Annotated in this window: 10 protein-coding genes; 4 read left to right on the top strand and 6 right to left on the bottom strand. The window is 47.0% G+C overall.

Going from position 1 to position 12981, the window contains the following annotated elements; translation table 11 throughout:
• Positions 1–284: 284 nt before the first annotated feature.
• Together L1D21_RS13335 and L1D21_RS13330 are read left to right on the top strand one after the other, a co-directional pair.
• On the top strand, positions 285–2072 hold the full coding sequence (locus L1D21_RS13335; protein WP_239845760.1) for a thiamine pyrophosphate-dependent enzyme: 1788 nt from the start codon (positions 285–287) through the stop codon (positions 2070–2072).
• 127 nt (positions 2073–2199) lie between these two features.
• A complete protein-coding gene (locus L1D21_RS13330) occupies positions 2200–4539 on the top strand; it encodes a Tex family protein (RefSeq protein ID WP_239845759.1) in 2340 nt (779 codons plus the stop codon).
• A gap of 254 nt (positions 4540–4793) precedes the next feature.
• Here the strand turns inward: L1D21_RS13330 and L1D21_RS13325 are convergent, their stop codons facing one another.
• On the bottom strand, positions 4794–5288 hold the full coding sequence (locus L1D21_RS13325; protein WP_239845758.1) for a hypothetical protein: 495 nt from the start codon (positions 5286–5288) through the stop codon (positions 4794–4796).
• Between the two features lie 92 nt (positions 5289–5380).
• Complete coding sequence (bioH, locus tag L1D21_RS13320; protein ID WP_345773521.1) at positions 5381–6157, bottom strand: pimeloyl-ACP methyl ester esterase BioH; 777 nt, start codon at positions 6155–6157, stop codon at positions 5381–5383.
• Positions 6158–6160: 3 nt separating this feature from the next.
• Here bioH and L1D21_RS13315 point away from each other — a divergent pair, with 3 nt between their 5' ends.
• Positions 6161–6958, top strand: coding sequence for a ComF family protein (locus L1D21_RS13315; protein ID WP_239845757.1), 798 nt, complete (start codon positions 6161–6163; stop codon positions 6956–6958).
• A gap of 59 nt (positions 6959–7017) precedes the next feature.
• Here the strand turns inward: L1D21_RS13315 and L1D21_RS13310 are convergent, their stop codons facing one another.
• The 4 genes from L1D21_RS13310 to hslR form a co-directional block, all read right to left on the bottom strand.
• On the bottom strand, positions 7018–8229 hold the full coding sequence (locus tag L1D21_RS13310; protein ID WP_239845840.1) for a dicarboxylate/amino acid:cation symporter: 1212 nt from the start codon (positions 8227–8229) through the stop codon (positions 7018–7020).
• Between the two features lie 544 nt (positions 8230–8773).
• Positions 8774–10315, bottom strand: a complete 1542-nt coding sequence (locus L1D21_RS13305) for a phosphoenolpyruvate carboxykinase (RefSeq protein ID WP_239845756.1) — start codon at positions 10313–10315, stop codon at positions 8774–8776.
• Between the two features lie 208 nt (positions 10316–10523).
• Entirely contained in the window at positions 10524–11384 is an 861-nt protein-coding gene (gene hslO / locus L1D21_RS13300) for an Hsp33 family molecular chaperone HslO (RefSeq protein WP_239845755.1), read from the bottom strand.
• 13 nt (positions 11385–11397) lie between these two features.
• Positions 11398–11790: a ribosome-associated heat shock protein Hsp15 gene (hslR, locus tag L1D21_RS13295; RefSeq protein ID WP_239845839.1), complete on the bottom strand. Its 393-nt coding sequence runs from the start codon at positions 11788–11790 to the stop codon at positions 11398–11400.
• Between the two features lie 264 nt (positions 11791–12054).
• Here hslR and gspC point away from each other — a divergent pair, with 264 nt between their 5' ends.
• Complete coding sequence (gene gspC, locus L1D21_RS13290; protein ID WP_239845754.1) at positions 12055–12969, top strand: type II secretion system protein GspC; 915 nt, start codon at positions 12055–12057, stop codon at positions 12967–12969.
• Positions 12970–12981 lie beyond the last annotated feature (12 nt).

Raw genomic sequence — 12981 nt, 5'->3', positions numbered from 1 at the left:
CGCTGGTTATTGGCGAACATGGCCTAGATGTTTCACTAAATATACGTTTAATTAAGCTAACAGCCAATATCGGGACATTGAATCTGAGTATGTAAGCCGTTGGTTACGACATTTATTTTCTTAATCTTCTGAATTTAAAGATTATTGTTTTTATCTGTGTTCGCTGTAACGATAGTTTTTCATTTGTGGTCGAGAGGCTAATTTCTGCTTAATGATCTCGATCAAAGTCCGCTGAAATGACTCACTTTAGGCTAGTTGTACTTTTTGTTATTTGAGAGCCTAACGTGTCAGTTTCTATTGAATCAAATTTTGGTGCCGAGTATAGCGCGCAGCTGCCCCTGCTGGGAGACAGTATTAGTGAGTTATTGTGTTTTTTTGGGGTAAAGCGTGTCTACGGTGTGGGCGGCGACTTTGTTGCTAATCTGATTAATGCTCTTGATAAACGGCTGGCGGTATTGCCATCGAGTAATGAAATGCACGCGGGGTTCAGTGCCTGTGCTCAGGCCGAGTTAAATGCACTCGGTGTGTGTATGACGACTTATACCGTGGGCAGTTTACCCTGCACATCGGCGGCGGCTTTGGCCAGAACCGAATGTTTGCCTGTGGTGTTTATATCGGGAGCGCCGGGAGAAGCCGAAATTAACAGTCAGGCATTGCATCATTCTGTGCATCCTCATACGGCTTGGCATACGGATCTTGATGCAGCCCTGAATGCCTTTAAAGCCTTAGGCGTTCGCGCCGAGCGTTTACAAGGGCAACGACACAGCGGGCAGCCTAATATTGCCGCCGAGCAGTTTTTGCAGTTATTGACCCATGCGTTTGTGAATCGCCAGCCTGTTTATATTGAAATTCCACGGGACCTTATCGGCCAGCCAACTCAGGCATTGCGTTTACCCCGTTGCCCCAATGAGCTTAAACCGCAGACGCTTAATCTGTGCGGCGCAGAAGCTATTGCGCTGCAAATTCGCGCTAAGTTGGCTTCAGCTAAAGCGCCATTGGTTTTTCTGGGCGAGAAGCTTAGGTTAAATCCGTCGCTGCTGGATAAAATTGTCCATTTCTGTCAGCAACACCATTTGCCTTATGCCACAACTTGGTTCGGTAAGGGCATGCTCGATGAAGCCGATCCGCTTTGTCTTGGCAGTTATAACGGCGTATTTAGTCAGCTTGCTCATCAGGATTATATCGAAGCAAGCGCCGATTATGTGCTTGAACTCGGCACGGCAATTTTCCCTTCGGATACCAATAATGCCTTTGGCAGCCAGACTCATGCTATTGATAACCATGAAAACAAGACCATGCTCAAGGGTACGGCTCAGTGGGAAACCGATATTGAGGCCGTGATGGATTTGCTGCTTGCTGAGCCTATTTCGCTAGCCCAGTTTCAGCCTTTACCCCAATCGTCTAAGGTTTTAGTTGAGGAGGGCGAGCTGGGTTATCGTCAACTTGCCGCATGTATTAATCAGGCACAGCAAGCTAGTGGCCGAAATTTTGTATTTGTTCCTGAGGTAGGTAATTCCCTGTTCGCCAGTTTTGAATTAACCACCTTCGCCAGTGATATTGGCCGTAGTTATCTGGCTAATCCTTGGTATGCGGCCATGGGGACAAGTTTGCCCTATGCCCGCGCGGTTGCCGACCAACTGGCAGAACTGGGTAGCGAGCAAACGATTGTGGTGTTGACCGGTGATGGTGGTTTCAATTTTCAGGCTAATGAGTTGATCAATCTGCAAAAGCAGGCGGCAAATCTGGTGATCGTTTATATGCGTAATAACATTTTCCATCTAGGGAAAGCGGGTGACGCGCCTATCTATGCCTGTAATCATCAAGCTTTCGATCCTAAACTCTTAGTCCAGGCTTATGGTGGTCAAGGGCATTTATGTGAAACGACCAATCAATTTGTCGATATCTTAGCTAGCTGTGCCGTGCAGGGGGGCTTACATCTTATCGAGGTGCCAGCGAGTCTCGAATCTGCGGCCCAGAGTGATGTTACCCAAAAGCTCAATTGTTATATTGGTTATCGTAATGGTGATCCTTTGGCAACGGAACAATGGCGAACATTGTGTGGTGAAGATTAACATTTGAGAGTGGGTCGTCATTTCTAGCCAAGTGCCTAGTTGTACGGCATATAGACCGTACAACTTAGGCTGTTGCTGTGGTATCTTTGGCGACAATAAATCTTTCTATGTAGGCACAATACAATTTATGCAAAATATTGCGCAAATCATCGCTCAAGAGCTCAATGTACGAGAGCAGCAAGTCACCGCAACAATCACCTTATTAGATGAAGGCGCAACGGTTCCGTTTGTTGCCCGTTACCGTAAAGAGGTGACCGGAGGTTTAGACGACACTCAGCTGCGTACCCTGTTCAGCCGCTTGGGTTATTTGCGTGATCTTAGCGATAGACGCAAGGTGATCTTGTCGAGTATCGATGCTCAAGGCAAGTTAACGCCTGCCTTACAGGCTGCAATCGATGCCGCCGACAGCAAGACACGATTAGAAGATCTGTATCTGCCCTTTAAGCCTAAGCGTCGCACGAAAGGCCAAATTGCGATTGAAGCGGGTATTGAGCCATTAGTCGACCAGTTACTCCAAGACCGACAGGCGAATATCGAAGCCGCCGCCAGCAAATTTATTAATGCCGAAGCGGGCTTTAATGATGTCAAAGAGGTGCTCGATGGGGCTCGCTTTATCTTGATGGAGCGTTTTGCCGAAGATGCCGAACTATTGCAAAAAGTGCGTCGCCATTTGAGCCAAAATGCCCAGCTTGAAAGCCGCATGGTCAAAGGCAAAGAAAAGGAAGGCGCTAAGTTTAGGGATTATTTCGAGCACAACGAGAAACTCATGCAGATCCCATCTCATCGCGCTTTGGCCATGTTACGCGGTCGCAATGAAGGTGTGCTTAGCCTTAACATGAATGCCGATCCAGATAGCGAAGCCAAGTCAGGTAGCTATTGTGAAGTGATCATCAGCGATCACTTTAATCTTAAATTGACTGATAGCGACGTCGACCAGTGGCTTAAGCAGGTGGTGACGTCCACTTGGCGCATTAAAGTCGCTTTGCAGATGGAAACCGAGTTTATCGCCAAGCTGCGTGAGCGTGCCGAAACCGAAGCGATTAATGTGTTTGCCCGTAACTTAGGCGACCTGTTAATGGCGGCACCCGCTGGAGCCAAGTGTACTCTGGGGCTGGATCCCGGCCTGCGTACTGGTGTGAAGGTGGCAATTGTGAATAATACCGGCAAGCTGGTGGCGCACTCGACCATCTTCCCACATGCTCCACAAAATCAGTGGGAAAAGTCGCTGCGTACTCTGTCAAACTTGATCAAAATGCATAAGGTTGAGTTAATTGCCATAGGCAATGGCACCGCCTCTCGCGAAACCGATAAGTTAGCCGCCGAGCTGATAGGCGCCATGAAGTCAGAGCTCCCCTCGCTTACTAAGATCATGGTCAGCGAAGCGGGCGCTTCGGTGTATTCTGCATCAGAATTAGCGGCCGAAGAGTTTCCAGATTTAGATGTTTCTATTCGCGGTGCAGTATCTATTGCGCGCCGCCTACAAGATCCTCTGGCCGAGCTGGTGAAGATTGAGCCAAAGTCTATTGGTGTCGGGCAATATCAACACGATGTAAGCCAGAGCCAGTTGTCACAGTCACTGGAAGCGGTTGTTGAAGATTGCGTAAACGGTGTGGGCGTCGATTTGAATATGGCTTCGATGCCGCTATTGGCTCAGGTAGCAGGTTTGAACAAAACCTTGGCCCGCAATATCGTTGACTATCGTGATCAAAATGGCCAGTTTACCAGCCGTAAGCAGCTGTTGAAGGTGGCGCGACTTGGGCCTAAAGCCTTCGAGCAGGCGGCCGGTTTCTTGCGGATCTCTGATGGTGAAAATCCACTGGATGCCAGTTCGGTGCATCCTGAAGCTTATACTGTGGTTGAGGCAATTGCCGAGGCTCAGCAGCAACCTTTAGCTAGCATGATAGGCAACCCTGAGCTGCTCAAGCAGGTAGATGCACAGCGTTTTGTGACCGAAACATTTGGTTTACCGACTATCACAGATATTTTGAGCGAATTGGAAAAACCAGGACGCGATCCTCGTGGTGAGTTTAAGACCGCGGTATTCAAAGAGGGCGTCAACGAGATTAAAGATCTTAAGACAGAAATGGTGCTTGAAGGTGTGGTCACCAATGTGACTAACTTCGGTGCATTTGTCGATGTGGGAGTACATCAAGACGGCTTAGTGCATATCTCTTCATTAACCGACAAGTTTGTTAGCGATCCTCATACAGTGGTGAAAGCGGGCGATGTGGTTAAGGTGAAAGTGTTAGAGGTGGACGCTGAGCGCAAACGTATCAGTTTAACTATGCGTTTGGATGAAAAAGCGGCCGATAAAGCCAGTCAAGGCCCGGCGGTGAATAAATCCCAGCATGCTAATAAGTCGTCTAAAGGCAAGTCATCATACGCGGGTAATAAGGCTGCCAAAGCACCTGCCAATGCCGCTATGGGTAACGCCTTTGCCGATGCATTCGCTAAATTGAAAAAGTAATACCAATCAAAGTAAATGAGTGATCAGCCCGTTTGTAACAGAAAAGGGCGCAGGAAAAATTGTCGAGAACAAGGCGTAAATTGCAGTAACTAGTTATTAATAATTACTAAATTTACAAAATGGTTATCGGCGATTTTAACTAGCAAGAATGATCATATAATTACTGCAATTGGTATAGTCAGATAAATAGAGTAATTAAAAGCCGAAGCTTGTGCTTCGGCTTTTTTGTGTTCAGCTTACTGGGAGGGCTAGCGCTACACTAAGGTTGAGAAGGCTGGCTCACCTTTAGGTAAACTTTGATTTTGGTAAAAGTGGTTAATGTGCTCCGACACTTTTTGATAAAAATTGTTAGAGGCGGTTTTTGTGGTTGAGCTTTTAGCTTTGGTTTCAGCGCATGGATAGTTTGTCCCTTGAGGTAGGCTAACATCTCGGCGCTGCAGCGCTGGCTTGTATCGCTGCGCTTGCATGCTGGTGATCGCCGCTTTACGACTCTGCTCTTTTTGTTGTTGGCTCTGCTGCTGACTGTCGCCTTGCTGCTTTTTTTGCACTTTTTCGTGCAGCTTAGCTTGAGTGTGAATATCGTCGGCGACCCGTTCATGTTGCGGGTTAAATGCGCGTTCTTCGTGGTTCTTGGCTAGCTGAGGAGCCGGAATGATAGGGGGGCGTTGCTGGCTGTCTACCCGAGCGCTGTCCGTCGCGGCATTAGTTGTCGCTATGGGGACTTGAGGGTAGTTGGTCACCACTAACATGCTATTCACTCCTTGATGGCTGTTTAAATACTAAACAAAAATTAGGATGATGAAAAGCGCTAGTTTATCGACTTTTAGCTAGGCGATTGCCTTTACGCCACTTGTTTGAGCCAAGCTAAAACTGCTTCAGAAAATGCCTGTCGATGGGAAAAGAATGGCGCATGTGAAGCCTTAGTTAGGGTGACATCATTGATTAAGTCATTTGGCTTGGGCATCAAAGGGGGGACTCGGCGAGAAACCAGCCCATCTAAGCGTCCCCAGACTCTTAACCAAGGCAGCATTAATTGGTCTAACTGTGGACGTAAATCCACCTCAGCCAACATTTGTAATCCCTGTTTCAATGCTATTGCATCGGGTAAGGGCTTAGCGAGCACCAGATCTCGAAGCTGCTTAATATCTTGCTTGGCCGTTTCGCTGCCCATGGCCTGAATAGCGAGGAAGCGTTCTACCATCTTGGCTAAGTCTTGATCTAATTGTTGTCCAAATTGAGCTAAGACTTGTGGGGCGATACCCGGCCAGCCTTCCGCTTCTCGCGCCATAAAACAAGGTGATGACGCTATGGTTAGCAGGGCTTTGACTCGTTGTGGGTGGCGTATTGCCGCGCGAGTCGCCACTAATCCGCCTAATGACCAACCTGCCCAAATAGCCTTTTCAGGCACCTGTGCCATGATGCTATCAACCCAAGTATCGATATCACCTTCAACGGTTTTGCTGTCGCCAAAACCAGGCAGGTCAACATAGTGAACTTGGTAATCGGCAAGGTCTGCGTGCAGAGGATTAAATACCGCACTGTTTACCCCCCAGCCATGAAGCATGACTATGGGATGACCTTGGCCTATAGTTTCAATATGCAAGGATTGCTGGCTCACAAAATGCCCTTAAATAAACAGTGGAAGTTCACGCCGAGTTTGCCGCGGCGAATATTGTCGGTGACCGATTTAGGCTCACAGATTCATCGTGCTGTATTACAGCTGATCGACGCTAGTCTACCTAATCGTTGTTTGATGTGCCATCAGGGTATCGAACTCGGTTCGGGTATCTGCCCTTCCTGTCTCAATGCCGTGTTGTATCAAACGCCTAGTTGCTTGGGTTGTGGACGCAGCTTAGTGGTTCAAACCGCTTATTGTGGTGCTTGTATGAAACAGCAGCCGCTAAAGGTAGTGGCTCCCGCTAGTTATCACCACGGTATTGGTGAGCAGGTGGCTGCAATAAAATATCAGGCACAGCTTGCTGGGCTTGAAGCTATGACTGCGGCCTTGGTTAGGCGAGTGTTGGCATTGGAGCAATTGCACTTGATTCAAAGGCCTCAGGCTTTAGTTATAGTGCCTTTGCATCCTAATAGATTAAGGCAGCGTGGCTTTAATCAAGCCTGGTTGATTGCCGAGTCGCTGAGTCGTCAGCTCGATATTCCACTGATCGAGGATGCATTGGTGCGCATTGTCGATACCCGTCCACAGGAGGGATTAACAGGTAAGCAGCGGCGCAGAAACTTAGCTGATGCATTTAGGCTTAAGGCTGATTTTGGCTATCAAAGAGTAGCGATTGTCGATGATGTGGTGACTACGGGAACCACGGCACAGACGATAGCTAAGCTATTTGAGGTGGATTACATTCAGGTACAGGTTTGGTGTCTTGCCAGAGCTGAAGCACCGGGGTTATTGGAACCATAGCGACAAAAATGCGCAGACGCGATTAACGACCTGCGCTGATTGTTAGTCTGAAACAGCGGTTATTCTTTCACAGGCTGATCGGCGTATTTATCCATGATCAGGGCACATGCGGCATCGCCAGTAATATTAAGCGAGGTTCTGATCATGTCAAAAACCCTATCTAAGGCGAACAAGAGTGGCAGGCCGTCGATGGGAATACCAGCTGCTAGCAGCACTGCAACCACCAAGAATGAAGGCCCTGGAACCCCTGCTTGGCCGATAGCACCTAATGTTGAGGTAAAGATGATTGCAGCGTAGGTGGCCAAGGTCAGATCGATGCCATACATCTGCGCGAAAAATATTGCCACTAAACCGTAGTAGATGGCATTTCCGCTCATGTTGATGGTCGCCCCTAGAGGCAGAACGAATGACGCGGTGGCTTTAGAGACTTTGAGTTCTTCTTCACAGGTTTCCATAGTCACAGGTAGCGTTGCCATAGAGGAGGCGGTAGACAGTGCCATGACCTGAGGTTTCTTCATCTTGCTGATAAACTCTTTGGCACTTACTCGTGAGAAAAGTTGAACCAGTGCGGGGAAGAACACAAAGCCGAAGATCAAAATAGCTACCACAAATAAAATAAATAGCTTAAATACCACTTCTAATGCTTCGAAACCGAAGGTCCCGACAGATTCAGCCATTAAGCCAAAGACACCGATTGGGGCGATGATCATGACGTAATTAATCATCCATACGAACGCATCGATAAGGGCATTGAGTGCAGTAATAATGGGCTTGGCACCTTCGGGTTTCACCTTGGTTAAGGCGATACCGAGGAAGATACTGAAAAACAGGATCTGCAATATGTTGCCAGTGGTCAGGGATTCAAACACATTGGTTGGGATCATACCGATAAAGGTATCCATTACCCCAGGTAGTGCGCCTTGCTCCTCGGTGACAGTCATTAAGTTCGCGCTATTTTGAGTGCTAAAATCTATGCCTGCGCCAGGTTGAAATAAATTACCCAATATCAGTGCTAAGGCCACGGCCGCTGCAGAGGTAAGAATGAAAAAGGCAAAGGTACCTATGCCAATTTTCCCCGCTTTAGGGCTGTCTCCTAAGCTGGCTGCTCCGGCGATAATTGAGACAAGTACCAGCGGGATCACCAACATCTTAATCAGGTGAATAAAGATGGTGCCCAAGGGAGCAAAAATACTGGCGTCTTCTCCCATCATAAAGCCTACGGCAGCACCGATAAGCATGGCGATAACGACTTGAACGCCAATATTGCGCATCAATTTGTTGGATTTGTTTGTCACTGGGACCTCGTCTTATTATTTGTTTAGTGGAGACCTGAGCCAATGCGGTCGAACTCGGGCAGTTGTCAGTATAGCGACATATTTAAGGGCTAATGCTAGCATCCGTCGCGAGCAGAGACTGTGATAGGTTCAAGCTTAGCCATCAATCACTTAAACCTGAATTGTCTAGATAAAAAAAGCAAACATTTCTGCTAACAAAGTTTTTTGGGAAAGTCATTTAGAGGAGAGTTATACCAATCAAAGTAAATGAGTGATCAGCCCGTTTGTCACAGAAAAGGGCACAGGAAAAATTGTCGAGAACAAGGCGTAAATTGCATATTTTAATTACAAAATCCACAACACGGTTGCGATTTTAACTAGCAAGAATGATCAGATAATGACTGCGATTGGTATTGTTTCATCTACAGTGAAATGCTGTGGAGAATAATCAGCTCGACAGCGATAACACTGCCGAGCTGGAGACTAGGGTTGTTAATCTAAAGTGATTAAGCCGATAGCGATTAAGATTGAGATGATTAACTTAGGCTTTGGGACCCGCCTGTTTAATCGCCTCTGACACATCATACTTTTCAAAGTTAGCGGCAAACTCTAGCGCCAATTGCTGGGCATATTTGTCGTACTCTGCCTTATCGGCCCATGTATTGACCGGATTTAACAGCTTGCTATCGACACCGGTGACAGCCACTGGCACATTAAGGTTAAGTTTGTCGATATGCAGGGTTTCAACCTCTTTTAGCTCGCCACTAACAATCGCGTCGATGATGGCGCGGGTCGTTGGAATATCAAAACGCTTACCGACACCATGAGGCCCCCCCGTCCAGCCAGTATTGACTAGATATACCTGACTGCCAAACGACTCGATACGCTTGATCAGCAATTCGGCATAGACTCCGGCTGGACGTGGAAAGAAAGGTGCGCCGAAACAGGTCGAGAAAGTCGATTGAATCGCCGAAGTAGAACCCATTTCAGTAGAACCTACCTTAGCGGTATAACCCGACAAGAAATGGTACGCGGCTTGTTCTTTGCTGAGTTTAGATACTGGTGGTAGTACGCCAGATACGTCACAGGTTAAGAACACCACGGCTTGGGGTTCAGCGCCGCAGTTTTCCGCTTTACGCTGGGCGATATGCTCCAATGGATAAGCGGCGCGGCTGTTTTCTGTTAGCTGAGTATTGCTGTAATCTGGCACTCGATGTTCATCTAAGGTGACGTTTTCCAGCACAGTACCAAAACGGATGGCATCCCAAATCACCGGCTCATTTTTCTGGCTGAGATCGATACATTTAGCGTAGCAACCGCCTTCGATATTAAACACTCCGCCAGCAGCCCAACCATGTTCATCATCACCGATAAGAAAACGTTTAGGATCGGCAGATAAGGTGGTTTTTCCTGTGCCAGATAGGCCGAAGAATAAAGTGGTGTCTCCCTCTGCGCCGACGTTTGCAGAGCAGTGCATCGGTAATACGTCTTTGGCTGGTAATAAGAAGTTTTGTACCGAGAACATCGACTTCTTCATTTCGCCTGCGTATTTTAGGCCAGCAAGCAGCACTTTACGGTCGGCAAAGTTGATGATCACTGCGGCATCTGAGTGAGTTCCATCACGGCTAGGTTCACAGACAAAACCGGGGGCATTGATGATCTGCCACACGGGTTTATCGGCGGCATTAAATTGCTCTGGTACGATAAACAAGTTTCGGGCAAACAACTGATGCCAGGCCGTTTCTGTAGTGACTTGCAGTGGTTGATAGTGGTCAGTATCGGCACCGACTTCTAATTCAGATACAAAGGTTTCTTTATCGGCGAGATAATTAGTAACTCGTTGCCAAAGTGCGTCAAAGGCATTCATTTCGAAAGGCTTGTTGATGGCACCCCAATCGATCTCATTTTCACTGCTGGCTTCTTTAACGATAAAACGGTCGTTAGGTGAACGTCCGGTTCTTTCGCCGGTTTTGGCAACTAAAGCACCATTTGCCGTAAGCTCTCCTTCGCCACGGGCTAGTGCAAGTTCTATCAGCTGGGCTGTCGAGGGGTTTCTGTGCACACGTTTAGTTCCATCTTGCATCTATTAAGGTCTCCATCATTAGGTCATTTTAATTTGCTGGTCTATGCCAGTTTGATTTATATGCTCTGCGTATTGGCTCGCAGTTTTTCGATTGTAACTTAAGCCATAACTAAAGTGTGAACTGGATCGATGAATGTTGAAATAAAAAAGGGTGCCTGGAGGCACCCTTATTGTAGTGAATCTTAGCGGCGGAAGTGCCGCATGCCGATCACTGTGGTGTATCGGTCGAGCTGGCGTTTTTAAACAGCGCAGCAATGTCGATAGAGTCGAAGCTGTAATTGCTATTACAGTATTCGCAGCCCATATCAATCTTGCCTTGCTCGGCTAAGATAGCTTCCAGTTCTTCCTGAGGAATGGTGCGCAAGGCCTGTAAACTGCGCTCGCGAGAACAAGTGCAGTTAAAGGTGACTTCGATAGGATCGAATAGACGCACAGCTTCTTGGTGGTATAAACGGTGTAATACTTCGGTCGCCTCAAGTTTAAACAGTTCTTCAGCCTTGATGGTGACAGTAAGCTGCTCGAGATGCTCGTAAGCGTCATTTTGTTCATTTTCACCCGGTAGTACTTGTAGCAAGATGCCGGCAGCTTGTTGGCCATTAGCGAATAGACGAATAGTTGTCGGCAGCTGTTCTGACTGAATGAAATACTGCTCTAAACACTCGGCGAGTGTAGGCTTGTCTAATTCAACAACACCTTGATAACGTTCACCATTTGTTGGTGTTAGCGTGATTACCATGTAACCTTTACCCATTAGGCTTGCAAGGTCAGCATCGGCAGCAATGTCACCTTCCCAACGAGAAACGCCGCGAAGCTGTTGCAGGTTATTTCCATTAATGACGGCGAGGGAAACCGGACCGTTACCTTGTACCTGAACGCTGATGTCACCGTCGAATTTGAGGGTTGCAGTGAGTAGTGACGTTGCCGCCATCAACTCTCCTAGAAGGCGTTGGATAGCCACAGGGTAAGAGTGGGCAGATAGCACATCTTGGTAGCTTTTCTCCAGTTGCACGACTTGACCACGCACATCGGCGTTATCAAACAGGTAGCGGTTTAATATATCTTTACTCATTTCAATCTCACGGTTAGCTTTCTTTAAAGCGCATTAATTGGCGGCGCTGCTTTTTGTCTGGTTTAGTGTCGGGAGCCGGATTATTGAGCACATTTAAGCGTCTCGCTTCGGCATAAGTTTCCCTTTTAGCAATACTTTCAGGGGTTTCTTGGTACAAGGTTTGTGCGACCAAGGCTTTCTGACGTTGCTCAGATAATTTTGTAATGACGACCTCTTTCTCGTCATATCCCTGTCTTATTCTTAATAACGCACCAATTTCCGCATTTTTACTCGATTTTGTGCGTTGTCCATTGTAGTGTACTTTGCCACCGTTGATCATCTCTTTGGCGATGGCGCGAGTCTTATAAAATCTCGCTGCCCATAGCCATTTGTCGAGCCGGACTGAAATAAGTTGTTCAGATACCATGATAAATGCTTCTCCAGTTGCGGCGATAAAGCGGGGTAAGTTCACAAGCTTGACAATAAGTGGCAACTTGAACGGTGTGATGAGGTCATAATAGAGACTGAGTTCACACCCTTTTTAGGCGCGTAAAGTTAGCATATTTCGCGATTATAGGCCAACTCGTAACTGTTATGGGCTTGTTGCAAATAGCTGTCTAGGTTAGCATGAGCTATATCTTGCTAGTATTAAGAAAATTAAATTAGAGACCTATTCGAGGGTCCATATCATATGGATATATTAGATAAAGTTATTTCTGCGGCGAAAGGGGTGCCTCATAAGCCTCTAAGTAATGCGACCTTCTGGGTGGGTCTGCTGGTTGCGCTTTATTTATCTGCGCAAATTTCGTGGAAATTAGTCCCTTTAAATCAGCCGGTTGCCAATTGGACCCCGACACCAGTCTCTGGTAGCGGTGGCTCTTCTGTGGTCAATCTCTCTAGCTTGGAAGGCTTGTCTTTGTTTGGTAAGCCTGATCCCAATGCCGATAAGCCTAAAGCGGCTCCTGTCGAAGACATCATTACTGATGCGCCTAAAACATCTCTCTCAATTCAATTAACGGGTGTGGTCGCTTCGACTGCGCAGCAGAAAGGTTTGGCGGTTATTGAGTCTGGTGGTAGCCAAAATACCTATAGTTTGGGTGATAAAATTAAAGGCACCTCTGCTTCATTAAAAGAGGTGTATGCCGATCGTATTATTATTTCCAATAGTGGTCGCTATGAGACCTTGATGCTCGATGGTTTGAAATATGAAACTCAAGGTCAGGCTAATGAGCAGTTACAACAAGCGAAACGCGATAATGTACGTAAGGTCGATCGCCGTAATCAGGAAATCTCCGAAGAGCTAGAGCAGTCTCGTGAAGAGCTGTTAAGTGACCCCAGCAAAATCACAGATTATCTTGCAATCTCACCAGTGAACCGAGATGGGGAAGTACAGGGTTATCGTTTAAATCCTGGAAAAGACAGAGAATTATTTGAACAAGCCGGTTTAAAGGCCAACGATTTAGCAAAATCAATCAACGGCTATGATCTAACTGATATGAGCCAGGCATTGGAAGTGATGGCGCAGTTGCCAGAGATGACCGAAATCTCTTTGATGGTTGAAAGAGAAGGTCAGCTGGTTGAGATCATGTTTAGTTTGCCGCAATAAAAAGGGTTTAGG

The sequence above is a fragment of the Shewanella sp. Isolate11 genome (genome assembly GCF_022398315.1).
GTDB lineage: Bacteria > Pseudomonadota > Gammaproteobacteria > Enterobacterales > Shewanellaceae > Shewanella.
This window is presented reverse-complemented; position numbering and strand designations above follow the sequence as displayed.

What these genes read in the sequence shown, in the direction of transcription:
- L1D21_RS13315 (WP_239845757.1), top strand. Translation starts at nt 6,161, where the DNA reads ATGCCCTTAAATAAACAGTGGAAGTTCACGCCGAGTTTGCCGCGGCGA.
- L1D21_RS13305 (WP_239845756.1), bottom strand. Translation starts at nt 10,315, where the DNA reads ATGCAAGATGGAACTAAACGTGTGCACAGAAACCCCTCGACAGCCCAG.
- gspC (WP_239845754.1), top strand. Translation starts at nt 12,055, where the DNA reads ATGGATATATTAGATAAAGTTATTTCTGCGGCGAAAGGGGTGCCTCAT.
- L1D21_RS13330 (WP_239845759.1), top strand. Translation starts at nt 2,200, where the DNA reads ATGCAAAATATTGCGCAAATCATCGCTCAAGAGCTCAATGTACGAGAG.
- L1D21_RS13325 (WP_239845758.1), bottom strand. Translation starts at nt 5,288, where the DNA reads ATGTTAGTGGTGACCAACTACCCTCAAGTCCCCATAGCGACAACTAAT.
- hslR (WP_239845839.1), bottom strand. Translation starts at nt 11,790, where the DNA reads ATGGTATCTGAACAACTTATTTCAGTCCGGCTCGACAAATGGCTATGG.
- L1D21_RS13310 (WP_239845840.1), bottom strand. Translation starts at nt 8,229, where the DNA reads ATGCGCAATATTGGCGTTCAAGTCGTTATCGCCATGCTTATCGGTGCT.
- hslO (WP_239845755.1), bottom strand. Translation starts at nt 11,384, where the DNA reads ATGAGTAAAGATATATTAAACCGCTACCTGTTTGATAACGCCGATGTG.